General features: G+C 67.2%; 20 protein-coding genes. 13 read left to right on the top strand and 7 right to left on the bottom strand.

Features of this window, described 5'->3' with window-relative positions; translation table 11 throughout:
• Nucleotides 1-224 precede the first annotated feature (224 nt).
• Nucleotides 225-3,680: an SbcC/MukB-like Walker B domain-containing protein gene (locus AC1MGR_RS20220; RefSeq protein WP_480232720.1), complete on the top strand. Its 3,456-nt coding sequence runs from the start codon at nt 225-227 to the stop codon at nt 3,678-3,680.
• A 13-nt stretch (nt 3,681-3,693) separates the two neighbouring features.
• On the opposite strand, the gene AC1MGR_RS20215 is transcribed toward AC1MGR_RS20220, so the two are convergent.
• Nucleotides 3,694-4,275, bottom strand: a complete 582-nt coding sequence (locus AC1MGR_RS20215) for a cupin domain-containing protein (RefSeq protein ID WP_480232719.1) — start codon at nt 4,273-4,275, stop codon at nt 3,694-3,696.
• A gap of 798 nt (nt 4,276-5,073) precedes the next feature.
• On the opposite strand from AC1MGR_RS20215, the gene AC1MGR_RS20210 reads away from it, so the two are divergent.
• Nucleotides 5,074-5,811 (top strand): Crp/Fnr family transcriptional regulator, encoded by a 738-nt coding sequence (locus AC1MGR_RS20210; RefSeq protein WP_480232718.1) that lies wholly within the window; start codon nt 5,074-5,076, stop codon nt 5,809-5,811.
• A gap of 82 nt (nt 5,812-5,893) precedes the next feature.
• Here AC1MGR_RS20210 and AC1MGR_RS20205 read toward each other — a convergent pair whose 3' ends face one another.
• Both AC1MGR_RS20205 and AC1MGR_RS20200 read right to left on the bottom strand, forming a co-directional pair.
• Nucleotides 5,894-6,097, bottom strand: a complete 204-nt coding sequence (locus tag AC1MGR_RS20205; RefSeq protein ID WP_480232717.1) for a ribosome modulation factor — start codon at nt 6,095-6,097, stop codon at nt 5,894-5,896.
• Nucleotides 6,098-6,229: 132 nt separating this feature from the next.
• Nucleotides 6,230-8,677, bottom strand: coding sequence for a PAS domain S-box protein (locus AC1MGR_RS20200; protein WP_480232716.1), 2,448 nt, complete (start codon nt 8,675-8,677; stop codon nt 6,230-6,232).
• Between the two features lie 291 nt (nt 8,678-8,968).
• On the opposite strand from AC1MGR_RS20200, the gene AC1MGR_RS20195 reads away from it, so the two are divergent.
• From AC1MGR_RS20195 to AC1MGR_RS20165, 7 genes are all read left to right on the top strand, one after another.
• Complete coding sequence (locus AC1MGR_RS20195) at nt 8,969-10,060, top strand: sensor histidine kinase (RefSeq protein ID WP_480234848.1); 1,092 nt, start codon at nt 8,969-8,971, stop codon at nt 10,058-10,060.
• A complete protein-coding gene (locus AC1MGR_RS20190; protein ID WP_480232715.1) occupies nt 10,057-10,509 on the top strand; it encodes a response regulator in 453 nt (150 codons plus the stop codon). The genes AC1MGR_RS20195 and AC1MGR_RS20190 overlap by 4 nt, the downstream gene beginning before the upstream one ends.
• Nucleotides 10,510-10,619: 110 nt before the next feature.
• Nucleotides 10,620-11,909: a nickel pincer cofactor biosynthesis protein LarC gene (larC, locus tag AC1MGR_RS20185; protein ID WP_480232714.1), complete on the top strand. Its 1,290-nt coding sequence runs from the start codon at nt 10,620-10,622 to the stop codon at nt 11,907-11,909.
• Nucleotides 11,906-12,733 carry an ATP-dependent sacrificial sulfur transferase LarE gene (gene larE / locus AC1MGR_RS20180; protein WP_480232713.1) on the top strand — a complete coding sequence of 276 codons (828 nt, stop codon included), beginning with the start codon at nt 11,906-11,908 and terminating at the stop codon, nt 12,731-12,733. The genes larC and larE overlap by 4 nt, the downstream gene beginning before the upstream one ends.
• The gene (larB, locus tag AC1MGR_RS20175) at nt 12,730-13,431 is read left to right on the top strand and encodes a nickel pincer cofactor biosynthesis protein LarB (RefSeq protein WP_480232712.1); all 702 of its coding nucleotides are present in this window, start codon (nt 12,730-12,732) and stop codon (nt 13,429-13,431) included. Before larE ends, larB begins: the two co-directional genes overlap by 4 nt.
• A 48-nt stretch (nt 13,432-13,479) precedes the next feature.
• Entirely contained in the window at nt 13,480-14,589 is a 1,110-nt protein-coding gene (locus AC1MGR_RS20170) for an aldo/keto reductase (protein WP_480232711.1), read from the top strand.
• Nucleotides 14,590-14,707: 118 nt separating this feature from the next.
• Nucleotides 14,708-14,896: a hypothetical protein gene (locus AC1MGR_RS20165; RefSeq protein WP_480232710.1), complete on the top strand. Its 189-nt coding sequence runs from the start codon at nt 14,708-14,710 to the stop codon at nt 14,894-14,896.
• Here the strand turns inward: AC1MGR_RS20165 and cynS are convergent.
• Genes cynS through AC1MGR_RS20145 form a run of 4 tightly spaced genes read right to left on the bottom strand, consistent with a single transcriptional unit; the run spans nt 14,883 to nt 18,597 of the window.
• Entirely contained in the window at nt 14,883-15,371 is a 489-nt protein-coding gene (gene cynS, locus AC1MGR_RS20160) for a cyanase (protein WP_108035039.1), read from the bottom strand. The genes AC1MGR_RS20165 and cynS overlap by 14 nt on opposite strands.
• A gap of 35 nt (nt 15,372-15,406) precedes the next feature.
• Complete coding sequence (locus AC1MGR_RS20155; RefSeq protein ID WP_480232709.1) at nt 15,407-16,387, bottom strand: ABC transporter ATP-binding protein; 981 nt, start codon at nt 16,385-16,387, stop codon at nt 15,407-15,409.
• 5 nt (nt 16,388-16,392) lie between these two features.
• On the bottom strand, nt 16,393-17,232 hold the full coding sequence (ntrB, locus tag AC1MGR_RS20150; protein ID WP_108035041.1) for a nitrate ABC transporter permease: 840 nt from the start codon (nt 17,230-17,232) through the stop codon (nt 16,393-16,395).
• A gap of 3 nt (nt 17,233-17,235) precedes the next feature.
• Nucleotides 17,236-18,597: a CmpA/NrtA family ABC transporter substrate-binding protein gene (locus AC1MGR_RS20145; RefSeq protein ID WP_480232708.1), complete on the bottom strand. Its 1,362-nt coding sequence runs from the start codon at nt 18,595-18,597 to the stop codon at nt 17,236-17,238.
• Between the two features lie 172 nt (nt 18,598-18,769).
• Between AC1MGR_RS20145 and AC1MGR_RS20140 the strand changes: the two genes are divergently transcribed.
• The 4 genes from AC1MGR_RS20140 (at nt 18,770) to AC1MGR_RS20125 (ending at nt 23,844) form a co-directional block, all read left to right on the top strand.
• Entirely contained in the window at nt 18,770-20,674 is a 1,905-nt protein-coding gene (locus tag AC1MGR_RS20140; protein WP_480232707.1) for a sigma-54 interaction domain-containing protein, read from the top strand.
• Nucleotides 20,675-20,793: 119 nt separating this feature from the next.
• Nucleotides 20,794-21,762 carry an aldo/keto reductase gene (locus AC1MGR_RS20135; protein ID WP_480232706.1) on the top strand — a complete coding sequence of 323 codons (969 nt, stop codon included), beginning with the start codon at nt 20,794-20,796 and terminating at the stop codon, nt 21,760-21,762.
• Nucleotides 21,752-22,480, top strand: coding sequence for an NADPH-dependent F420 reductase (locus AC1MGR_RS20130; protein ID WP_108035044.1), 729 nt, complete (start codon nt 21,752-21,754; stop codon nt 22,478-22,480). The genes AC1MGR_RS20135 and AC1MGR_RS20130 overlap by 11 nt, the downstream gene beginning before the upstream one ends.
• Nucleotides 22,477-23,844, top strand: coding sequence for an NTP/NDP exchange transporter (locus tag AC1MGR_RS20125; RefSeq protein ID WP_480232705.1), 1,368 nt, complete (start codon nt 22,477-22,479; stop codon nt 23,842-23,844). Before AC1MGR_RS20130 ends, AC1MGR_RS20125 begins: the two co-directional genes overlap by 4 nt.
• The last annotated feature ends 189 nt before the right edge of the window (nt 23,845-24,033 follow it).

Raw genomic sequence — 24,033 nt, 5'->3', positions numbered from 1 at the left:
GCCCGGGGAAGCGAGGCCACCGGGCGGTTGCGTCGAGCGTCAACCGCTTGCCGCCTCGGTAGGCATGGCTGTCCGCGCGTTTTTCTCGATGCTTGCTGGCGAGCGCCTGTCCCCATCGCCCGGTGTCTCCGCGTCCCCAGGCCGGCGTCCGCGCCGGCTTGCATCCCGGGCGCGCAGCGTTCATGCGAGGGGGCTTCGCGAAATTGGGACCGTCAGCGCCGGCCGTGTACCGCCTTACCGACATCGTCCTCTCCAACTGGTACCTGATCCGCCGCGAGCAGATTCGGATCCGGGGCGCGGCTGCACTGGTGGGGCCGACGGGAGCCGGCAAGTCGACCATCTTCGATGCGGTCGGCACCGTCCTGGCGGGCAACAATGCCAGTCGCCTCGCCCTCAACGCCTCGGCCTCGGGACGCAGCGCCCGGACCGTGCGGGATTACTGCCTCGGCTGGATCAGCGATCCGGCCGAAGGGGGACGCCCCACCCGTGAAGCCTGCGAGACCCTGATCGTTCTGGTCTTTGAGAACGAGACCACCGGGCGCGTGGTGTCCGCCGGACTCGCCATGGCGGCGCGGGCGGAGGACAGTCGTGAGACCACCCTGTCCCGCTTCGTCCATGTCGGCCACCGCTTCGAGATCGCCGATTACGTTCGTGAGGCGCCGGGTGGAAGCTTCGTCGCGCCCTGGGCAGAGATCGCCAAGGATCTGCGCGCCCGCGGGACTACCTTCGACGAGTACCGAGCGTCCGGCGAGCGCTTCACCGCCGAACTCCTTGGAATCCTCCGCGAAGGGGCGGCGGTCCCGGAGCCGCGCCATTTCCTGCGTACCTTCTCCAACGCCGTGGCGTTCAAGCCGATCTTCGATTCGTCGGCGTTCGTCCGGTCCTTCGTGCTCGAACCCGAGCCCTTGGACGTCGCGCGCATCCGGCAATCGGTGGAGACCTGGCGGCGCCTCCTCGAGACCATTGAGGAGCTGGAGCGGCGGCTCGCGCATCTCGCCCGGATCGTCGGGCGCTACGAGACCTGGGCCGAGGCGAGCCTTGCCTCGGCTCTCGGAGAGCTCCGCGCCGCCGACGCGGACCTGCGCCGACGCATCATCGACACCGTCACCGCCCGCCAGTCCCTGAGGGACGTCGCCGAGCGCCTGCGGATCGCGCGTGAGAGCGTCGCCACCAGCCAGGGCTTCGTGCGCGAGATCGACGGTGAGATCGCGGGCAAGAAGGCGCTGCTCGCCGGCACCGCCGCAGAGGGGCGTCTCGCCGCCTCGAATGCCGGCCTCGCCATGCTGGCCCGTGACCGGCGGGATCTGGCTGCCCGAGTCGCCGATCTCGTCGGGATCGTCCTCGACACCGGCAAGCTCGCGGTGATCATCGGCGAGATCCGCAAGGTCTCGCCGGACGCCGCGCGCCTGGTGGAGGCCTGCGCGCGATCGGGCCTGCGCCGCGAGGCCAATCCCGAGGAGACGCTGCGGTCCGACGGACCGCTTACCGCGTTGCTCGCCGGATTGGCCGGGATGACCCCGATCGCCACGCCGCTGGAGCGGGCGGCCGAGGACGCAGCCCTGCGCGCCCGCGCCCTGGAGAACGAGGCGCAGTCCCGGGCTCCGGCCCCGAGCGCAGGGCGGGGGACGGCACCGCGCCTGTCCTCCGACGTGGCGGCGTTCCGCGAGGAACTGTCCCGCCTCGGGATCAACGCGACGCCGATCTGCGAACTCGCCGAGATCGTCGATCCGAAATGGGGCCAGGCCCTCGAAGGCCTTCTCGGGGGCGCCCGCGAGGCGCTCGTGGTGCAGCCGGACCGCCTCAACGACGCCTTCGCGCTGCTCGAGGCCCGCAAGAGCCAGTTCTACCGCTGTCTCCTCGTGAAGACGACGGATACGGCCCGCCGGCGCGGCGGCCGGGACGATGAGGGCCCGCTCGCGCTGATCGAGACGGCCGATCCTCACGCACAGGCCTTTCTCGGCGCGCGGCTCGGCGGCTACGACCTCGCCCCGAACGACGCGGCCCTCGCCCATATGAGCCGGGCCGTGGCCCCGAGCGGGCGGTCGACCTCGGGCATGGCCTATTCGGTGGTGCGCCCGGTCCAGCTCATGATGACCCGCGGCCATCGCGGGCCGACTGTCGAGAGCCGCCAGGATTGGGAGCAGGCGGTCGCCGAGGCGCGCCGGGCCCGGGCCGAGGCGGATGTCCTGCGCGAGGCGGCCCGGATCGGCGCCGCCCTCGCACGCCGCCTGTCCGAGACCAGCCTCGACCTTGCGGAGTTGCGGGCGGAAGCGGACGCGATCGAGGGCCGCCGCCGCAGCCTGACCACGGAGCGGGAGAGCGTCGAGCGCGCCGAGACCGGCGTGCTGGAGGCCGAACTCGCCGAACTCGCCAAGGAGCGCTCGGCGTATCTTACCGAGCTCGTTCAGGTGCTTGAGCCGAAACGCGACCTGCTTCTGGGCGAGGAGGCTGGCCTGAAGGCCAAGGTCGCAGCGAGCCGCGAGGCGGCCCGTGCCGCGCTTCAGGCCCGCAGGGCCGCGTATCAGCGCTGGACCGGTGGCGACAGTATGCGCATCCGGCTCGTGCGTCCGGACGCGTTCGATCCGCAGGCGCTGGCCCAGCTGCGGGCCGAGCGAGCAGATTTCGACTCCAAGGCACTGGCGGGCCTCGCCAATGCCGGGCGCGCGCGAGCCCGTGAGGCGGCGGAGACGGCGCGAACGCAGGGGAGGGCGGCCGAGCGCGACCTCGCCGAGTACTGCGTGCAATGGCGCGTCGAGAATCCGTTGGGGGCAGGCGATGCGCCGGCCTCCTTCGGCTACGGCTGGGCGAAGCGGGCCTATGACGAGGTGGCGGGGCACGAATTGCGGCGCTACCGCGATCAGGCGCGGCGGGCGGAGAGCGAGATGCGCCGCCTGATGATCGAAGATCTGCTGACCCGGCTCGCCGACAAGTTCGAGCGGGTCCGCGCCCGGCTCGAAGCCCTGAACGAGCGCCTGTCGAGCCAGACCTTCACGGGGCAGACCTACGCCTTCGAGGCGGAGGTGGACCGGCGCTACGCGGCGGTCCACGCCCTGGCGACGGAGGTCGCGCGCTCGCCGGATGCGGCTCAGGCTATCCTGCCGGACGAGGGGGGCGCGATCCCCGATGGCCCGCTCGCCGCGGCGATCGACGAAATTACGGCCTTGATCGCTGGCGAGGAGAGTGCCGCGCGCCTCGCGGATTATCGCAACTACTTCGTCTACGAAATCGGAATGCGCGACCGGGCCGGGAATCGCACCACGATGTCGAACCGTGCGCTCCGCGGATCGGGTGGCGAAGCGCAGGCGCCGTTCTACGTGGCCATCGCGGCGTCCCTCGCCTCGGCATACTACCCGGGCGACCGGCCCGGCGACGAGAACCCCGGCCTCGGCCTCTGCCTGCTCGACGAAGCGTTCTCGAAGCTCGACGTGCGCAACAGCCAGGCCTTGGTCGACCTCTACCAGGCGTGGGGGCTGCAGCTCCTGATCGCGGCGCCGGAGGACAAGCGGACGACGCTGACGGAGGTGATGGATACCATCGTCACCGTCTACAAGAGCCCGGACTTGTCCTCCGTGCGGATCGAAGCCGAACATCCCCTGGAGGCGGCCAAGCGCGCGCTCGCGGCAATCAATCCCGAGCGCCAGGGCATCGAGGGCTTTCGGATCACCGACGCCGCCGAGTAGGGGGCGGCGCGCCCTACCAGACCGACTCGGGACCGTACCAGGTGAAGTGCTTCTTGATCGGCTCGATCACGTCCCAGGTGCCGGAAAAGCCTGCCGGCGTGACGAAGGCATCGCCGGCTCGGTAGGTCTTGGAGAGGCCCTCGGCGTCCGTCACCGTCACCACACCCGCGAGCAGTTGGATGAATTCCGCCCGGCCGAAATCGATGCGGAACTTGCCTGGCTGGCAGGTCCAGATGCCGGCGGCGAACAGGCCGTCGGGGCTCTTGTAGACATACGTCGCCGTCTGTTCCGGTTTACCCGACAGGATGTGTGAGCGCTCGGGCCAATACGCGGATTCCTTCGGCTGCACCGCGGGGAAGTCGACGGTCCGCTGGAGCGCTCCCTCCAGAACCGGGGGCGGTGCAGGGCTTTGCCGCCAGGACGGCATCGTTCCGACGAGGGCCATCATGGGGCCGGCAAAGGTATGAAGCAGGCGTGCAATTTCCATTGGCGATCCTCTGACTATCTCGCTTCGAAAATCGCGGATCCACGCACAAATCGCAATCAGTTCATCGGATTTCGGTGCCTGATCTGACACGAAGACTGAATCGATCATTAAATACAGGCTGCGTAAACCAATCCGTCGATTTTATCCTCGATCGGGGGATGATTCACCGACGCGCCCTCCGAGCAATGTGATGGCGACCGCCACAGTCGTGGCTCAGGGTACAATCGCGAAAGAGCATCTGCGCGAAGACGCATGCCCGAGCCTTCATCCATCCTTTCAGCACTACACCCTGAGGTGTCATGCAACGCGGACAGATATCACTGCTTATCAAATGATTGTTGGGTATCGCACACACAGTCAACGCAAGGGATCAGACAGTTGGAAACCCAGGGCTGCACTTGCGTTGATTGTTAAATCGGGTCTTACTTGTGCGCGGAATCTGACGGAATCTGCATCCATCTCGAAACCAGGATCGAGCGATGAAGGAAACCGGAACACCCCGCGTACTGGTCGCGGAAAGCGACGTGATTGTTGCCCTGGACTTGTGCGTACCCCTGCAGGAAGCCGGTGAGCGCGTGGCCGGTCGGCTGGCGAACGTGGCGGCGACCGAAGCGCTTCTGGAGGGTGAACGCATCGAGCTGACCGTCTCCTCGACCCTTTGCTCGAGGACGACGACGTCTCGAGGACCCTCTGGCGCGTCCCCAGGCGCGGCGTTTCCTTCGTTCTGCAAACGACCTGCCATCGCGAGGGTTCAATCGCGCGCGGCTTTGGCGACGCGCCCTGTCTCGCGAAACTCGAGATCCCCTGAAGCATCGTGATCACCCTCGACGAATTTGCGATCGGGAGTTTGTGACTATGGTACAGGCCCTTAGCAGTCAGGCGGTCGGGGACCGTGTCCTCTTCCCCATGGCGGAATCGCCCGCCTCCGCGCTGATTCAGAAGCTCGAAGCGTTTCAGAACCTGTCGTTGGGGGATCGGAACGCGTTGTCGCGCTTCGTGACGTCGGCCCGGGACTACCCCGCTCACTCAGACATCCTGCACGAGGGAGAACCTGCCGAAGGCGTCCTGATCGTCGTCAGAGGATTCGCCTGTCGCAACCAGTTTCGTCAGAACGGTGCCCGGCAGATCACCGCCTACCTGGTGCCCGGTGACCACTGCAACCTGGAAGCCGGCCTGATTGGTCGGATGGACCACACCGTGAGCACGCTCTCACCATGTCGGATTGCACGCGTGAACGCAGAGGCGCTGCAGGCGATTCTGCGGCAACATCCCGCCATACGACAGGCCCTGCGAACGAGCATCCTCGTCAACGAGGCCACGCTCCGCGAGTGGATCGTCAACATCGGATGCCGAACCGCCATCGAGCGCATCGCGCATCTGTTCTGCGAACTTCACCAGCGCTTGAGCGCAGTGGGGCTGACCCGTGGGATGACCTACGAATTGCCCTTCACGCAGAGCGACATTGCCGTCACGGTCGGGTTGTCGAACGTGCACGTCAACCGGTCCCTCCAGGCCCTCCGACGGCAGCGCCTCATCGCCCTGTCCGGCAAGCGGCTGACGATCCTCGATTGGGCCGGCCTGAGCGAATTGGCCGAATTCAATCCGAGCTACTTGCAGCTCGGTCGCCGTATCTTCGACGGATGATCCGAACCGAGGCGGTGTGCCCCGGTTCGGGGTGTGCGTGCCGACGTCGGCGGTTGCTACAGCGCCAGGGGGCTGGCTGGGCTCAGGCTTTCGTGGACGATTGGGGATCGATCGCCCCGGTGTCGCTTTCCGAACGATCGTCGGCAGCCTCATCGAAGGCCTGCAACCAGGCCGCTCTGTCCTCGCTGCCCTCGGCATAGGGGCAGCTCTCACGCTGCTTACCGTAGAGGCGAGCATTTCGGCCCTTGATGAAGGGGCTGTCGCTCGCCGTTGCGCCGTCGCTCATGTCACGTTTCCCGATGGTTGTGCGTGCGCGTCGAGGGGACGTCCCATGACGTCCGTCCGTCGAACGGGCCTGTTGCAGGTCAACCCGGCGCCGGTCGATCCAGTTCATCCGAGGCCCATCACGAGCGAGATGTCACGCATCGCGTCTCTGATCCGGGCCATGCGCCACCGCACGACGGAGAATCCGGGACAGATCCTCGACCGAGTAGGGCTTGCGCAGCAATTCGAAGCCGTGGGTGCCCTGCTCGGCGATGACGTGGCTGTAGCCCGAGGCGAGGACGACGGGCAGGCCGGGATAGCGCGCCCGGATCGCCTGTCCGAGGTCGATCCCGTTCATGCCGGGCATGACGACATCGGAGAAGACGATGTCGAAGGGGCGATCGGGCGATTCCGGAAGGGCGGCCGGCTCCAACACCTGAAGTGCCTGTTCCGCATCCGTCACCCAGCGAGTGACGTAACCGAGTTCCTGCAGAGCCTGCGTCGCGAAGGCACCGACTTCCAGGTTGTCCTCGACGACCAGCACCCGCGTGCCATGACCATCGGCCAGAAAGGCTGGTTCGGGCAGGATGGCCTGGGGCGCGACTGGCGCCCGGACGCGGGGCAGAAACAGGGTGAACGTCGTCCCGCTCCCCAGGGTACTGTCCACCAGCACCTCGCCCCCGGATTGCTTGGCGAAGCCGAAGACCTGAGACAGTCCGAGACCCGTACCCTGGCCGACGCCCTTGGTCGTGAAGAACGGCTCGAAGATGCGATCCAGCATCTCGGGGGGTATGCCCGAGCCCGTGTCCGACACCGAAACCGCGACGAAGTCTCCTCGGACGCGGGGGTGCGCGCGGACGGCCGGGATGGTCAGGGCCCGGTTCACCCGAATTCGGAGCCGACCTTCGCCATCCATGGCGTCCCGTGCATTGACGACCATGTTGACCAGCGCGGTATCGAATTGGCTCGGATCAGCGTCGACCAGATAGGTCAGTGGCGTGCCGTCGGTGGACAGGCCCGGAACGATTTCGGTCTCGACCCGGATCCGGGCCCCCGTCAGGGTGCCGACCATGTCCGCCACGGAGGCGACGCTCCGGGCCACATCGAACACCTCGGGACTCAGGGCTTGCCGGCGCGCGAAGGCGAGAAGTTGCCCGGTCAGCTTTGCCGCCCGTGAAACCGTGTCGGAGATCGCTCCGATGTAACGCTGGCGCCGCTCCTCCGGCAGGTCGGGCCGCTTCAGGAGGTCGGTGGACGACTTGATGACGGTCAGGAGGTTGTTGAAATCGTGGGCCACGCCACCGGTGAGCTGGCCCACCGCCTCGAGCTTCTGCGACTGTCGCAGCTGCTCCTCGAGGGCCTTCCGTTCGGTCACGTCGCGACCGGCGGCGTAGAAATGGTCGCCCTGCGGGATGGCGTTCCAGGAGACCCAGCGGAAATCCCCATCGGCCGTCGTCATGCGGACGTCGAGATTGTCGAGGACGCTGCCCTCGGTCAGGCGGGTGAAGGCGGCGGTCGCCGGCGGGACATCCTCCGGGTGAAGGTAGTCGTCGAACCGCGCGCCGATCAGGGCATCCGCCGGCCAGCCCAGCATCTCGGACCAGGCGGGATTCACAGACCTGTAGACGCCGTCGAACCCACAGATCACCAGGAGGTCTCGGCTGGCGCGCCAGACGAGGTCGCGCTCGACGGTGCGGTCCCGCGCTGTGGTCCGCAACACCGTCTCCGCCTCGCGCCGATCGGTGATGTCGTTGAAGAGGATCGCAACCCGATGCTGCACCGGCTCGCCGACGCGCAGCGCATGGACGTCGAACCAGCGGCCGAGGGCGACCGCACCGCTCTCGAACCGGGCGGGTCGGCCCGTCAGGGCGACCTCGCCGTAGGTTTCGAGCCAGCGCGGCTCGAGATCCGGAATGACGTCGCTGACCCAGCGCCCCACCACGTCGCCGAGGCCGGCCTGGCGCTCGAAGGCCGGATTGATTTCCAGGAAGCGGTAATCGACCGGTCGGCCACCGGAGTCGAAGCGCATCTCCACGATGCAGAAACCCGCATCGATCGCATCGAAGAGGGTCCGATAGCGCGCTTCGCTCTCGGCGAGCTTGCCCTCCTCGGTGCGGAAGCGGGTGACGTCGAGCTGACTGCCGAAAAAATAGATCAGCCGGCCCCCGCGGTCGAAGACCGGGCTGACGTAAAGCTCGTTGCGGAATGCGCTCCCGTCGCGATGGTAGTTGACGATCTCCACCACGACGTCGCGCCGGGCCGCGATAGCGTCCCGCACGCGGGCGACTTCGGCCGGATCGGTGCCGCTGCCCTGCAGGAAGCGGCAGTTCCGTCCGAGCAGTTCCGCCGCTCCGTATCCGCACAGGTCCTGGAAGGCCCGGTTGGCGAAGACGATCGGATTGTCCGGTAAATTCGGGTCCGTGATGATCATCGGCATGCGGGTCTTCTCCGCTGCCGTGAAGAGCAGATCGGGGCTCGCTGCCGAGGTGCGCTGGCCGGGATCAGGTGCCCGAATCCGGGCGTCCCGCTCCGCGTGCAGCGCCGCGATCTCCGCCTCGAGTGCCTGTGCTTTCAGACGAAGCCGTTCAACCGCGTCGTCCATGACCCTCCGAATGCATCCTGAACGCAGCACGTCGTATCGTGATTCGTTCCATGTGCCGCCTCCCTATCCCACGCCCGCCAGCACGTCGATCACGTGCCGTAAAGGAACCCGGTCTAGGAGGCGGAACCATTGCGCGGACCGTGGATTGCGATAGGCGCTAACGTTAGACCTGTGCCTGCAGTGGGTCGGCCTCGTCCAAGGGCCGACCCTGCACCCCCACCGCGTTGTTCACTGGCCAGCGACATCGCTGTCCGTTCCGGGAAACGATCGTTCGTGCCGAGCTTTGGACCGATGCAGACGTTCGATACAACCACGACCACCTTGCCAACCCTGCGGCGCGGTTCGCAGCTGTATGAAACCGAGCGCCGACTCAACGCGGTTCTCAACAACGCCTCGGTCGCCATCTTTCTGATGGATGACCGGCAGCACTGCGTCTACATGAACCGCGCAGCCGAACTGCTCACCGGTTTCAGCCTCACCGAGGTGCTCGCGCGCGATTGCCCGCTGCACGATATCGTCCATCACACGTATCCGGATGGCCGCCCGTTCCCGCTCGCGGAATGCGCCATCGACCGCGCCTTTCCGGAGAACAATCAGGAGCGGGGCGAGGAGGTCTTCGTTCACAAGGATGGACATTTCTATCCGGTGGGGTTCACCGCCAGTCCGATCCGTGACGACGAGGCGCGCATCATCGGAACGATCATCGAGGTGCGCGACATTACCGAGGAGAAGGCGGCCGCCGAGCGTCAGCGCCTCTTGACCAACGAGCTTAACCATCGGGTCAAGAATACGCTGGCGACCGTCCAGTCGATCGCCGCGCAGACCTTCCGAGGCAACACGGACACCGTGGCGCGCCAGACCTTCGATGCCCGGATGGTCGCTCTGTCGAACACGCACAACGTGCTCACGGCGGAGAACTGGGAGAGCGCGAGCCTGCGCAGCGTCGTCGAGGGCGCCCTGGCACCGCACGCTCTGGCCGAGCTCGATACGGCGCGCTTCGACCTCGTCGGTCCGGACACCCGCCTGCACCCCAAGGTCGCCGTGACCCTCGCGATGGCGTTGCACGAACTCATGACGAACGCGGCCAAGTACGGCGCATTGTCGGTTCCGGAAGGCCGGGTCGGCGTCTCCTGGACCCTGGAGCCGGCAGAGGCGGGCGAGCGCCTGGAACTCGTCTGGACCGAGACGGGCGGGCCGCCGGTCGCGGAGCCCACCCGCAAGGGATTCGGCAGCCGGCTGATCGAGCGCCAGTTGCCGATGGAATTCGACGGCAGCGCGGACCTGATCTTCGCGCAGGGCGGAGTGACCTGCCGGCTCCGTATCCCGCTGACGGCTCTCGGCTGGCACGGGCAGGAACAGGTGACCGGACGGGCCGCCCGATGAGCGGCCTTGAGGGACGGCGCGTTCTGCTGGTGGAGGACGAGAGCCTCGTCGCCATGCTCGGCGAGGACATGCTGCTCGACCTCGGCTGCGAGGTGGAGGTGGCCATGCGTCTCGACAAGGCGATCGCCCTGGCCCGCGGTGCGGACCTCGACATGGCAATCCTCGACGTCAATCTCGGCGACGCTTGCAGCTATCCCGTGGCCGACGCCTTGTTCGAGCGCGGCATCCCCTTCATTTTTGCCACCGGCTACGGTTTGTCCGGCATCGAGCCCGCTTACAATGCCATCCCGGTGATGCAGAAGCCCTACCAGATCGCACAGATGGAGCGACTGCTGAAGCACCTGCTCACCTGCGAAACCCCGGCGCCGAGGGGGGCCATGCAGCCCTCGCCGTGCGGGTGCTCGTTCTGGGCGAAGATCGTCGGACCCCACCAGATCCGGGCGGACTGAGGGGGTTCTCTGCGGCCTTCGGTCTCCCGGCGCCAGCGCTTGCCGCCGGAGCTTTCCGACCGATGTTGCGTTCGCTCCCTGCGGTGACGGGCCAACGAACACGAACGCGCATGCAGATACATCTCGACGCCCTCGGCGGCGTCGCCGGCGATATGTTCGCCGCCGCTCTTCTCGATGCGTTTCCGGACCAGGAAGCTGGTGTGCTGGCAAGCATCCGGGCCGCCCTGCCGGGGGTTTCCTGCGAACTCGTCGGACACAATGACGGCATCCTCGCCGGTCGACGCTTCGTCGTCGCGCGCAGTCCCGGCGATCGGGATGGCGGCGCGGCCGGTCACACGCATCGCCGTCACGACCACGCGCACGAGCATGGCCACCGCCACGATCACGAAGGCGCTTCCCATCACGGGCATCGCCACTGGTCGCAGATCCGCGCGGACCTGCGGGCATGTCCGCTCGATCCGGTCGTCAGCGGCCACGCGATCGGGATCTTTACGCGCTTGGCGGAGGCCGAGGCGCGGGTTCACGGCATCGCCGTCGAGGCGGTGGCCTTCCACGAGGTCGGTGCCTGGGATTCGATCGCCGACATCGTGGCGGCCGCCCACCTGATCGCGGCCCTCGACGCGGAGGCCTGGAGCGTATCGGCTCTACCCCTCGGCTCGGGCCGCGTCCGAACCCAGCACGGACCGCTGCCCGTGCCGGCCCCGGCCACGAGCCTCCTCGTCGAGGGCTTCGAGACCCTGGATGACGGCGTGCCGGGCGAGCGCGTCACCCCGACGGGCGCCGCCATCCTCCGCTACTTGAAAGACATCGCACCGCCCCTGCCGGCGGCGCCGCGCGTCCTGAAGGGATCGGGCATCGGCTTCGGCACGAAGGTCCTGCCGGGCCTGAGCAACTGCCTGCGGGCGATGGTGTACGAGGCATCGAAGGCGAGCGGGAGCGGCGAGCACCGCGACCTCGGCGTGATCGAGTTCGAGGTGGACGATCAGTCGGCGGAGGATCTCGGCCTCGGCCTCGATCGCCTGCGCGCGCATCCCGACATCTTCGACGTCGTCCAGATGCCGGTCTTCGGCAAGAAGGGGCGGATGATGACCCATGTCCGGGCGCTCGCCCGCGCCAGCGGGCTGGAAGCGGCGGTGGCGGCCTGCTTCCGCGAGACCACCACGATCGGCCTGCGCCATCGCGTCGTCTCCGGCGCCGCACTCCCGCGCCGGATGCACTCGGTCACGGTCGAGGGTCGGCCCGTGCGGGTGAAGGTGGTCGACCGGCCGGGCGGCCGCACGGCCAAGGCGGAGGCCGACGACGCCGCGGCGCACGAGACCCACGCCAGCCGCGCCGGCCTGCGCCGTGCCGCGGAAGCCCTCGCCCTCCGGGCGGATGCAGAGGACGGAGGGACCGCATGAGCCCCGATCTCCAGCCATGCCTGGACGAGGTCCTCCTGGGGATCGGGCCGCTCGCGGTCGCGGTCAGTGGCGGCGTCGACAGCCTGACCCTCGCCGAGACCGCCCATCGCCTCCTCGGCGCCGACCGGGCGCTGATGGTGCATGCATCCTCACCGGCCGTGCCTGCGGAAGCGACGCGGCGGGTTCGGGACGAGGCGGCGCGGGCCGGCTGGTCCCTGCGCGTGGTGGAGGCCGGCGAGTTCGCCGACCCGAACTACCGTGCCAACCCGGTCAACCGCTGCTTCTTCTGCAAGACCAATCTCTACGGCACGATCCGCCGGGTGACCGACCGGACCATGGTGTCGGGCGCCAATCTCGACGATCTCGGCGAGTATCGCCCGGGCCTCGACGCGGCCCGCGAGCACGGCGTGCGCCACCCCTACGTGGAGGCCGGATTGGACAAGGTCGCTGTGCGGGCGCTCGCCCGCGACCTCGGCCTCGGCGCGGTAGCGGAACTGCCGGCGGCACCTTGCCTGTCGAGCCGGGTCGAGACCGGAATCCGGATCGAGCCCGAGACCCTCGCCTTCATCCATGCGGTCGAGGGCCTGGTGACCCGGACCCTCGAGGCCGGGACCGGTCCGCGCCGGGCCGTGCGCTGCCGCGTCCGGGCCGCCGGCATCGTGGTGGAACTCGACCCCGACAGCCTCGCAGCACTCGACGGTTCGCGCCAGACCGCCCTGGCCGCCGAGATCCGCGCCGGTGCACCCGCGAACCTGCCCGAAGCCCCGGTGCGCTTCACGGCCTACCGCACCGGCAGCGCCTTCCTGACGGGAGCGGCCCCATGAGCGTCGCCGACGAATTCGTCCTCGATTTCGCCCGTCCCGAGCGGATCGGTCTCGAGGAGGCGATCTACGCCGCCGGCAAGTCGCCGATGCAGATCGACGCGATTCTGGACGCCGCCGCGGCGCGCGGAGCGCCCCTCCTGCTGACGCGCCTCGACGCCGACAAGCACGCGGCCCTCGCCGCGCCGCACCGCGACCGGATCGATTATTGCGCCGTCTCGCGCACCGCGATCTTCGGACGGGCCCGTCCGCTCACCGGCCCGGCCCGGATCGGCATCGTGGCCGCCGGCACCTCCGACGTTCCGGTCGCCCGGGAGGCCGAACGGACCCTGGCCTATCAGGGCCACGCCACCACGCTCTTCGCCGATGTCGGGGTGGCCGGACTCTGGCGCCTCACCACCCGGCTCGACGAGATCCGTGCCCATCCGATCCTCATCGTGGCCGCCGGCATGGACGCGGCCCTGCCCAGCGTCGTCGGCGGCCTCGTCGCCAGCGCCCTGATCGCCGTACCGACCTCCGTTGGCTACGGCGTGGCGGAGGGCGGTCGCACGGCCCTCGACGCCATCCTCGCGAGCTGCGCCCCCGGCATCACCGTCGTCAACATCGACAACGGCTACGGCGCTGCCTGTGCCGCGATGCGCCTGCTCCAGGCCGCCCGCGCCCTCTCGGACGTCACCGCCAACGACCGGATGCGCGCCTGACATGCCGCGCGCCATCCGCACCAGCACCGTTCACATCGGAGAGCAGACATGGAACGCCGCAGCTTCCTACAGGGCGCCGCCGCCGGCGCCGGACTCGCCGCCACCACCAGCGCCGGCGCGGCCGTGACAGCGCCCGGCCTGCCCAATACCCGGCCGAAGGATGCGGCCGACCTGCCGTTCGTCACCGATCTCGGTGAGCGCCGGGGCGAGATGCTCTACCGGTCCTTCGGCCGCCATAAGGAGAAGATCTCGGCGATCGGCATGGGTGGATTCCACCTGGGCAAGAATGCGGTCTCCGACGACGAGGCGACCCGCCTGATCCATGCCGGCATCGATCGCGGCATCACGTTCATGGACAATTGCTGGGACTACAACGGCGGTCGCTCGGAGCTGCGCATGGGCGTCGCCCTCTCGCAGGGCGGCTACCGCGACAAAGTCTTCCTGATGTCCAAGATGGACGGGCGCACCAAGCAGGAGGCGATGCGTCAGATCGACGAATCTCTCAAGCGCCTGCGCACGGACCGCATCGACCTCGTGCAGCACCACGAGATCCTGCGCTTCGACGACCCCGACCGGGTCTTTGCCGAGGGCGGCGCCATGGAGGCCTTCGTGGAGGCGAGGACGGCCGGCAAGCTGCGCTATATCGGCTTCACCGGCCACAAGGACCCGCGCATCCATCTGCAGATGCTCGAGGTCGCCGAGGAGCGTGGTTTCCAGTTCGATTCCGTTCAGATGCCGCTCAACGTCATGGACGCGCATTTCCGCTCGTTCGGGCACCTTGTGCTGCCCTACCTCGTGCAGCACGGCATTGCCGCGCTCGGCATGAAGACTTTCGGCGACGGCGTCATCCTGAAGAGCGACGCGCCGATCAAGCCGCTCGAATATCTGCACTTCTCCCTGAACCTGCCGACCAGCGTCGTCATCACCGGCATCGAGAGCCAGCGCGACCTCGACCAGGCCTTCGAGGCGGTGAAGACCTTTCAGCCCATGGACAAGGCCAAGGTCGCCGAGCTCCTCGAGCGCAGCAAGCCCTACGCGCTCCAAGGCAAGTTCGAGCTGTTCAAGACCTCCGCTACCTTCGACGGCACGGCCAAGAACGCGGCCTGGCTCGGCGAGGATGTCGAGAGCGTCAAGAAGCTCGCGCCGACGATGGAGTGAGATTGGATAGCCCTCTCGCGCCGATGAGTCCGTATCGGCCGAAGCCTTTCCGCAGGATCTCGGGTAGCACCCCGTCGTCCCGGGGCCGCGCAGCGGAGTCCGGGATTCAGGACCGCAGGTGCAGGCGTACCTGGCACCATCGGCGGTTCAGAATTCAGGGGTCGCCGACGCCGCCTGGAGTGGCGCGGTGCTCTCCATGCTGGTTTCAAGAGGCGACGTTAGGAATGTCGTCGCGACGCTCAGCAATCCGGTGCAGCCGGCGAACTTCGTGACGATGCACGCCGGTGCATCGATCAGCTTTCCTTGAAACCGTAATCCGGCACGCCTTCCTCATTGCCGTAATACTTGTACGGCAGAAACTTGCCCGACATGTTCATCTTCACCCGGTCGCCCTTGTTGTTGGGCTCGCGCTCCATGGTCATGTTGAAATCGATCGCCGACATGATGCCGTCGCCGAATTCTTCCTGGATCAGCTCCTTCCAGGTGGTCCCGTAGACCATCACCAGCTCGTAGAAGCGGTAGATCAGCGGGTCGGTGGGCGGCATCTGCGCGATCGAGCCGCGGTAGGGCGCCTCGTTCAGCATGCGCTCCTCGGACTGGGAGAGGCCGAACAGGGCGGCGGCCTTGGCGGCCTGGGCCTTGGGGAGCTTCATCTGGCCCATGCAGGCGGCGGTGATCAGGATCGGCGAGATGCCGCCGATCTCGTCCTGGATGTACTTCCAGGTCCAGCCCTTCTCGCGCTTGATGTCGAGGAGCTTCTCGGTGAGGTCTTCGCGCTTCATGACGTACGTCTCCGTGACGGGTGGGAAAGGGAAGGTCAGGCGCGCCGGGCCGGCGCGGTGTCCGCCGACAGGGTGGCGGCATCGGCCTCGCTTAGGCTCGGACGGATCACCGGCGGATGGCGCGGGTCGTAGCCGGCCGGCATCGCGTCGCGCAGCGTCTTCGACCGGCTGACGAGGAAATCCATCAGGTGGTTGCGGAGGGCGTAATAGCCCGGCGCGTGGTGCAGCTGCGTGCGATCGCGCGCCTTCGGCAGCGGGTTCTCGACGATCTCCGCCACTTTGGCCTGCGGGCCGTTGGTCATCAGCACGATGCGGTCGGCGAGATAGATCGCCTCGTCGACGTCATGGGTGATCATGAACACGGTCTGGCCGGTCTCGACGCAGATGCGCCGCACCTCATCCTGAAGCGTGCCCCGCGTCAGGGCGTCGAGGGCCGAGAACGGCTCGTCCATCAGCAGGATCTTCGGCTCGATGGCCAGCGCCCGGGCGATGCCGACGCGCTGCTTCATGCCCCCCGAGAGCTCGGACGGGCGCTTGTGCTCGGAGCCGGCGAGACCAACCGTGGCGATGGCTTTCCGCGCCCGTGCCGTCACCTCGGCCTTTGCCGCCTTCCGCCAGCGCGACGACACGGCATAGGCGACGTTGCCGAGCACCGTGCGCCAGGGCAGCAGGGCGTGCCCCTGGAAGATGACCGCCCGGTCCAGGCTGGTGCCCTCGATCGCCTGCCCGTCGACGATGACGACGCCCTCGCTCGGGGCCTCGAGCCCGGCCAGGATGTTGAGCACCGTGGTTTTGCCACAGCCGGAGTGGCCGATCATGCAGACGAATTCGCCCCGCCGCATCGGCAGCCACAGGTTCTCGAAGACGGTCGTGCTCTTGCCCCCCGGCGCGGGATAGCGCCGGGCGATACCCTCGATCGAGATGAACTTCTCCGAGGACGGCATGGTCTGGGACGACATGCGGGCGTCTCCGGTGGGCTCTGGGGATCGGAAGCGGAATGGGAGCAGCGTCGCCATGGCGCTCACTCCGGGAAGGTGACCAGCGCCTGCGCGCGGGCCAGCAGCTGGTCGAGGATCATGCCCACGAGGCCGATCACCAGGATCGAGGTGATCACGTTGGTGATCGAGAGGTTGTTCCACTCGTTCCAGACGAAGTAGCCGATACCGGTGCCGCCCACGAGCATCTCGGCGGCCACGATGACGAGCCAGGCGATGCCGATGGAGATGCGCATGCCGGTGAGGATGGTGGGCGCCGCCGCCGGCAGGATCACCGTGACGGCTCGGCGGAACGGGCCGACCTCCAGGGTGCGAGCGACGTTGAGCCATTCGCGCCGCGTGCCGGCGACCCCGAAGGCGGTGTTGATCAGCATCGGCCAGAGCGAGCAGATGAAGATCACGAAGATCGCCGACAGGCCGGAATCCTTGATCGTGTAGAGGGCCAGCGGCATCCAGGCGAGCGGCGAGACCGGCTTGAGGAGCTGGATGAAGGGATCGAGCGCCCGGCTCATCAGGGGCGACATGCCGATGAGGAAGCCGATCGGGATCGCCACCAGCACGGCGAGGCCGTAGCCGAGCGCCACGCGTCCGATGGAATAGGCGAGCTGAATGCCGAGGCCCTTGTCGTTGGGGCCCCGGTCGTAGAACGGGTCCTTGAGGTGCTTCCACAGGGTTGCGCCGACATCGAGCGGGCCCGGCATGGCCGACTTGCCGGTGGTGGCGCTCTGACCCATGAGGGCCGCGTATTCGGGGTCCATCGCCTCGGTCTTGGCCGTGCCCCCGACGGCGACCTGCCAGGTGAGCAGGAAGGCGAGGAGCAGGGCCAGGGAGACGAGGCCGGCGCGGGCGGAGAGGCTGGTGGCCATGGCTCAGCCCGCCCGCTTGATCTTGAAGGACTCGAGGTATTCCTTCGGCTTGGCCGGGTCGAAGGTCTTGCCCATGACTACGAAGGTCTTCGTGGTCGTCTCGGGCGGGGTCAGCCCGTTCTGCTTCATCAGCTTGGCGGCATCGGTGGCGAGGTAGACCTTGGATGCCACCGCCGCATAATCCACGTCGCCCTTGATCTGACCCCAGCGCTGCATCTGGGTCATGATCCAGACCGCGAAGGACTGCCAGGGGAAGGCGTCGAAATCGACGCGGTCGGGTACCTTGCGCACACTGCCGAGGCCGTCCGCGAAGGTGCCGGTCAGGACCTGCTCCACCACCGTCACGGGCTGGTTCAGGTAATTGGCCGGAGCGATCTGCGCGGCGATCTCCTTCCGGTTCTCGGCCTTCGACGCGTAGGTGGTCGCCTCGATGATCGCCCGCAGCAGGGCCGCGTAGGTGTTCGGCGTCTGAGTGATGAAGTCCTGCGAGGCGGCGAAGGCGCAGCAGGGATGCCGGTCCCAGATCTCCTTCGACAGGATGTGGATGAAGCCGACGCCGTCATAGACAGCGCGCTGGTTCACCGGATCGGGGGCGAGAAAGCCGTCGATGTTGTCGGCCCGCAGGTTCGCGACCATCTCGGGCGGCGGTACCGCGCGGATCTGCACGTCGGTGTCGGGGTCGATTCCGGCCTCGGCGAGGTAGTACCGCAGCAGGTAGTTGTGCATCGAATAGTCGAACGGTACGGCGAGCTTGAAGCCCTTCCAGTCCTTCGGGTCGCGCCGGTCCTTGTGCTTCATGGCCAGGGTGATCGCCTGGCCGTTGACGTTCTCCACCGCCGGCATCGTGTAGGGCTGCGGGTTCGAGCCGACGCCGAGGGAGATGGCGATCGGCATCGGCGCCAGCATGTGCGCGGCGTCATATTCGCGGTTTAGCGTCTTGTCGCGGATCACCGCCCAGCCGGCGGTCTTCACCACGTCGACGTTGAGACCCTGCTTCTCGTAGAAGCCCATGGGCTTCGCCATGATGATCGGCGTGGCGCAGGTGATCGGGATGAAGCCGATCTTCAGGTCGGTCTTTTCCGGTTTGGCACCCTGCGCGAAGGCTTCCGTGATGAAGCGGGTCGGCAGGAACTGGCTGACGGCGGCGAGGGCCGTTGCAGCGCCGACGCTTTTCAGGAAGGCGCGCCGTTCCGCATCGTGCGGGAAGAGCGCCCGCATGACGGTGCCCTCGACGACCCGCTCGATGGCGGCGTCACCGCTCGGCATGGCCGCATCGTGCTCGCTTTGGGAGCCATGCGCACCGCAGGAGCACCCGCCCCGATGGAGGCGGCGGGATGCATCGAAGGGATTGTCGAACAGGGCCATGGCTGCCTCACCGCATGATCGTCTGCTTCGATCAGCAAGTGGCATGCCAGGTGGCGGCAGCGATTTTTCAGAACAGAAACAGTAGCTTGGTAGAGGGATGGACTTTCACGTAATCTCGTGTTTCACGGAATTCCGTGATCTCGATAACGAGATTTCGTGTTGGAGCATCACCATGTCTCCCAAGCCGCCTGGGCATCCCGAATTCGGGCTTGCCTTCGAGGACAACCGCGAGCCGATGATGATTCTGGATCCGCCGGCGGACCGGATCGTCGATGCCAATCCGGCCGCGGCCGACCTCCTCGGCTATCCACGGGCCTCCCTCAGGGGCATGCCCGCCAGCACCCTGCATCCGGGCCAGCGCGCGGCCCTGATCGTGTTCACCCAGGGGGTGGACGCGAAAGGCCACTGGTGGACCCATGCGCTGACCCCGCGGCATGGCGCCGGCAAGGCGCTGCGGCTCGAGTATGCCGGCTCGCGCCTCGCCGCCGCAGCGCCCCTGATGCTGGTGACCTTGGCCGACCTCGACGCGCGCCGTCAGCGCCACGTGGACGCCCAGGCCGACGCCCATATGCGGGCCGGCCTCTCCGAGTGGCAGCGGATGGAGCGGATCTTCCGCGATATCGAGCGCGAGAATCAGCTCATCCTGCGCGCGGCAGGGGAGGGGATCTACGGCGTCAACGCCGAGGGTGTGACCACCTTCGTCAATCCGGCGGCAGAGCGGATGCTCGGCTGGTCCGCCGCCGAACTCGTCGGCCGCGACATGCACGCCACGGTCCACCACACCCATCCCGACGGCGCGCACTACCACCACCGGGATTGCCCGATCTACGCCGCCTTCCGTGACGGAGCCGTTCACCAGGTCGACACGGAGGTGTTCTGGCGGCGCGACGGACGCGCGTTCCCTGTAGAATACACGTCGACGCCGATCCGTGACCGGGGCCAGCTTCTCGGCGCCGTCATCGTCTTCCGCGACGTCGGCCCCCGCCGGGAAGCCGACGAGCGGCTGCGTCAGGCGCTCGCGGAGGTCGACTCCCTGCGAGAGCGCCTGGAACTCGAGAACGCCTACCTGAAGGAGGAAATCCGCCTCGAGAGCCACCACCAGGGCATCATCGGCCGCTCGCCGGCCATCGAGGCCACCCTCCGCCAGATCGACGTGGTGGCCGGCACCGACGCCACCGTCCTGGTCACCGGTGAATCAGGCACGGGGAAGGAACTCATCGCTCGGGCAATCCACGAGGCCAGCCGGCGGTGCGACCGTCCCCTGATCCGGGTGAACTGCGCCGCTGTCCCCCGCGAGTTGTTCGAGAGCGAATTCTTCGGCCACGCGAAGGGCGCCTTCACCGGGGCTGTCCGCGACCGGGTCGGACGTTTCGAATTGGCCAATGGCGGCACACTATTCCTCGACGAGGTCGGCGAGATCCCCCTCGATCTCCAGGGCAAGCTGCTGCGGGTGTTGCAGGAGCGCTCCTTCGAGCGAGTCGGCGAGGAGCGCACCCGTGCGGTCGACGTTCGGCTGATCGCGGCTACCAACCGCGACTTGCGGGAGGAGGTGCGCCGTGGCCGTTTCCGTGAGGACCTGTATTTCCGCCTCAACGTTTTTCCGATCGCTGCCAGCCCCCTGCGTGAGCGCCCGGAGGACATCCCACTGATTGCTCAGCACTTCCTCAAGGGAGCCGCCCGGCGCCTCAACGTCGCCGAGCCGCGGTTGACGGAGGGGGATGTGCGCCGCCTCAGCCGCTATCCCTGGCCGGGCAACGTGCGCGAGCTGGAGAACGTGATCGAGCGCGGTGCCATCCTCGCGGTGCGTGGCCGGCTCCATCTCGATTTGCCGGAAGTCGAGCCGCCACCTCGGGGCCGAGACGCAGTCACCACCGCAGCGCCGATCCTGAACCCGCTGACGGAGCCCGAGCGGCGCGCCCGCGACCGAGCTGAAATTGAGGGAGCTCTTTCGCTGACTGGCGGCAAGGTCTTCGGCCCGGGTGGGGCCGCCGAACTGCTCGGCCTGCGACCGACCACCCTGGCCTCGCGGATGAAGGCCCTGGAAATCGACGGCCGGAGCTTCCGCGGGAGGCGCTGAAATCGCCTCCTATCGCCCGCCGCTTCGGCGCGTAACGGCTTGGTCGTCGTCCTCGGCTGGCCGTTCCAGGTTTGATCCGTGCGTCAGCAGACGTGTCGAAGCCTGGTACCCGGCCCTAGATGTTCTGGACGCTCGTCTTCACTGGAGCTCGTATCCCGATGAATCCCTCTCGACGCGCCATCCTCGCTGGCGCCGGTCTTCTGCCGTTTTCGGCGGCGTTGGTGGGACCGCATGCGAAGGCTGACACGTTGCGATCCGATGGATTGCGGCACCGACCGATTCCTTCTTCCGGCCAAACCTTGCCGGTGATCGGCATCGGGACTTCGAGACGCTACGAGGTCGAGCCGACGCCGGAGGCCGTCGCGCCGCTGCGCGAGGCGGTGCAACGGTTTGTTGCGCTTGGCGGAACGGTGATCGATACCGCGCCGAGCTACGGTACCGCTGAGGACGTGCTGGGGCTGATCTTGAGCGAGGATGGCCTGCGCGAGAAGGTCTTCCTGTGCAGTAAGGTCGGGACGCCGGGGCGCGCGGCCGGCTCGGCGGAGATTGCGCGCTCCTTCCAGCGCATGAAGACGTCGATGATCGACCTCGTCGCGATTCACAACCTCATCGATCCGGACGCGAACCTTGCGACCCTCCGCGACCTGAAGGCCCAGGGGAAGATCCGTTATCTGGGCGCGACGGTGTGGCGCGATACCCAACTCGCGGACTTAGAAGCCGTGATGACGCGTGAACCACTGGATTTCATTCAGGTGAACTACGCGCTCGACGACCGCAGCGCTGCCGCTCGGATCCTGCCCCTGGCGAAAGAGCGCGGCATCGCGGTGATGGTCAACGTGCCGTTCGGGCGCGACCGCCTGTTTAAGGCCGTCCAAGGACGGACTCTTCCGCAGTGGGCTGCAGACTTCGACTGCGCGAGCTGGTCACAGTTTTTCCTGAAATACGTTCTCGGAAACGAGGCCGTGACCTGCCCGATCCCTGGCATGGCCAAGGCTGCTTATGTCGAGGACAACCTTGGCGCCGCTCGAGGCCGTCTGCCCGACGCGGTACAGCGCAGCCGCATGGAGGCCTTCGTCGATGCACTTTGAGTTCATCACACGCCGCGCGACCCTTGCGCTCGCCGCCGGTGCGGTTGTCGCCTTGGCCACTCCGTGTTGGGCACAGACCCCATCTCAGCCGGTACGCATCGGCATCGTCGGCGCCGGCAATATCGGCGGTACCCTCGGCGGCCTCTGGGCCAAGGCCGGCTTTCCGGTGATGCTGTCCTCCCGGCACCCGGAAGAGTTGAAGGGCCTCGTCGCAAGTCTCGGAGCCAATACCCGCGCCGGAACGCCTGCTGAGGCCATCGCCTTCGGTGACGTCGTGCTGATCGCCGTCCCCTACAGGGCCTATCCGCAGATCGCGCAGGACTACGGCTCCGCTTTAAAGGGCAAGATCGTCATCGATGCCGGTAATGCCACCCAGGCCCGCGACGGTGAGGTCTATGGAGAGGTCCAAGCCAGCGGCATCGCCGCGGTGTCGGCCAAGTATCTGGCCGGCGCTCGCATCGTGCGGGCCTTCAGCGCCGCCAACTACAAGCTGTTCGTCAAGAACGCTCACCGCGAGAGCGCCCGGATGGCGATCCCCCTTGCAGGCGACGACCCTCAAGCCGTCGCGGCGGTGTCAAAACTCGTGATCGATGCGGGCTTCGATCCAGTGGTGGTCGGGCCGCTTGCCAAGGCCGACAGCTTCGCGATGGGCTCGCCCGGCTTCGGCCTCGAAGTCACCGCCCCTGACCTGCGCGCCCGCCTCGGTGTGACGCCTTGAGCGGTGAAACGTCCGCCGGCGCCTCGTCGGAGGCTTCGGCTGGGCAGCCTGCTTCCGGCTGGCTCGCGCGCCTCGTCGATGTGCGGCCGGGCGAGGCACCGGCACTCGCCTGGTCCTGGGCGTACATCTTCTCGATCCTGGCGGCCTATTATGTCCTCCGCCCGATCCGCGACCAGATGGGCGTCGCTGGTGGCATCGAGAATCTACCCTGGCTTTTCACTGGTACTTTGGTCGGGATGCTGGCCCTCAACGTGCCTTTCGCTTGGTTGGTGAAGACGCTGCCACGGGCGCGGTTCGTACCGCTGACCTACCGGTTCTTCGCAGCCAACATTCTTGTCTTCGCCGCGGCTCTGTATCTAGTAGGTCCGGATGGCGGTATTTGGATCGGCCGTGCCTTCTTCATCTGGTTGTCGATCTTCAACCTGTTCGTCGTCTCAGTCTTCTGGGCCACCATCGTCGACGTCTTCTCTACGGAGCAGGGCAAGCGGCTCTTCGGCTTCATTGCCGCCGGAGCGACGCTCGGCGCTATCGCGGGCTCGGCGACGACGGCCATCCTCGCTCGCGACGTGCCGACCTGGGTCCTCCTCATCGGCGCGGCAGCGCTGCTCGAGGCGGCGGTCTTCAGCATGCGAGGGCTCGCGCGATTGTCGGATCGGTTGTGCATGGCACCTGCCGCCGGTGATGCACGAGCGGCCGAGGCGATCGGCGGCAGCGCCTTTGCGGGTATCACGCGGACGCTGCGGTCACCCTATCTTCTTAATATCAGCCTGTTCCTGCTGCTGTTCTCGATCACATCGACGTTCCTGTATTTTGAACAGGCTGGCATCGCGAAGCGTAGCTTTTCCGATCGGGGTGCGCAGACGGCCTTCTTCGCCAGTGTGGATTTGCTGGTGAATGTGCTCACGCTCGGCGTCCAATTCTTCCTCACTGGACGAATCGTGCGCCGGATCGGTGTGGGCCCGTCCCTTGCGCTTCTGCCGGCGGCCAGCATCCTTGGTTTCGCGGCCCTGGCCGTGTCTCCGACGATTACCGCTATCGTGGTTTTCCAGGTTCTCCGACGAGCTGGGAACTTCGCCATCGCACGGCCTATTCGCGAGGTGCTGTTCACAGTAGTGCCGCGAGAGGATCGGTACAAAGCCAAGAATTTCATCGACACGGTAGTATATCGCGTCGGTGATCAAGTTGGAGCTTGGTCATTCGCCGGGATCGCAGCGCTCGGGCTCGGCTCGACCGCTGTTGCCGTGACGGCGGTCCCGTTGTCCCTGGCGTGGCTCTTGAACAGCCTCTGGCTCGGACGCCGCCAGATGGAGCGTCAGACGCGTCAGGAGAACGGCACGCAGGGTCATGAGGGGATCGGCACCTAGCGGCCGAAGCGCAGCATTACTGAGCGCGGTGCCTCTACGCGCCGGATGGGGGGCGCTACGATTCGATATCCGATCGGGCGGCATGGACAACGCTCGGTCTATCTGTCGAAGCCAGATGGTTGTGCGGACGGAAGTGCGTGAGCACAGAAGCAATAAACCCGAGTACGCATTCGGGTCCGGCATGTCTGT

Source organism: Methylobacterium sp. BI1 (assembly GCF_056680125.1).
Note: the sequence above shows the minus strand (reverse complement) of the source record. Positions and strands in the feature narration are given on the sequence as shown.

What these genes read in the sequence shown, in the direction of transcription:
- larB (WP_480232712.1), top strand. Translation starts at nt 12,730, where the DNA reads ATGAGCGTCGCCGACGAATTCGTCCTCGATTTCGCCCGTCCCGAGCGG.
- larE (WP_480232713.1), top strand. Translation starts at nt 11,906, where the DNA reads ATGAGCCCCGATCTCCAGCCATGCCTGGACGAGGTCCTCCTGGGGATC.
- AC1MGR_RS20215 (WP_480232719.1), bottom strand. Translation starts at nt 4,275, where the DNA reads ATGATCGATTCAGTCTTCGTGTCAGATCAGGCACCGAAATCCGATGAA.
- AC1MGR_RS20170 (WP_480232711.1), top strand. Translation starts at nt 13,480, where the DNA reads ATGGAACGCCGCAGCTTCCTACAGGGCGCCGCCGCCGGCGCCGGACTC.
- AC1MGR_RS20145 (WP_480232708.1), bottom strand. Translation starts at nt 18,597, where the DNA reads ATGGCCCTGTTCGACAATCCCTTCGATGCATCCCGCCGCCTCCATCGG.
- larC (WP_480232714.1), top strand. Translation starts at nt 10,620, where the DNA reads ATGCAGATACATCTCGACGCCCTCGGCGGCGTCGCCGGCGATATGTTC.
- AC1MGR_RS20190 (WP_480232715.1), top strand. Translation starts at nt 10,057, where the DNA reads ATGAGCGGCCTTGAGGGACGGCGCGTTCTGCTGGTGGAGGACGAGAGC.
- AC1MGR_RS20210 (WP_480232718.1), top strand. Translation starts at nt 5,074, where the DNA reads ATGGCGGAATCGCCCGCCTCCGCGCTGATTCAGAAGCTCGAAGCGTTT.
- AC1MGR_RS20205 (WP_480232717.1), bottom strand. Translation starts at nt 6,097, where the DNA reads ATGAGCGACGGCGCAACGGCGAGCGACAGCCCCTTCATCAAGGGCCGA.
- AC1MGR_RS20195 (WP_480234848.1), top strand. Translation starts at nt 8,969, where the DNA reads ATGCAGACGTTCGATACAACCACGACCACCTTGCCAACCCTGCGGCGC.
- AC1MGR_RS20155 (WP_480232709.1), bottom strand. Translation starts at nt 16,387, where the DNA reads ATGGCGACGCTGCTCCCATTCCGCTTCCGATCCCCAGAGCCCACCGGA.
- ntrB (WP_108035041.1), bottom strand. Translation starts at nt 17,232, where the DNA reads ATGGCCACCAGCCTCTCCGCCCGCGCCGGCCTCGTCTCCCTGGCCCTG.
- AC1MGR_RS20130 (WP_108035044.1), top strand. Translation starts at nt 21,752, where the DNA reads ATGCACTTTGAGTTCATCACACGCCGCGCGACCCTTGCGCTCGCCGCC.
- AC1MGR_RS20140 (WP_480232707.1), top strand. Translation starts at nt 18,770, where the DNA reads ATGTCTCCCAAGCCGCCTGGGCATCCCGAATTCGGGCTTGCCTTCGAG.
- cynS (WP_108035039.1), bottom strand. Translation starts at nt 15,371, where the DNA reads ATGAAGCGCGAAGACCTCACCGAGAAGCTCCTCGACATCAAGCGCGAG.
- AC1MGR_RS20135 (WP_480232706.1), top strand. Translation starts at nt 20,794, where the DNA reads ATGTTCTGGACGCTCGTCTTCACTGGAGCTCGTATCCCGATGAATCCC.
- AC1MGR_RS20200 (WP_480232716.1), bottom strand. Translation starts at nt 8,677, where the DNA reads ATGGACGACGCGGTTGAACGGCTTCGTCTGAAAGCACAGGCACTCGAG.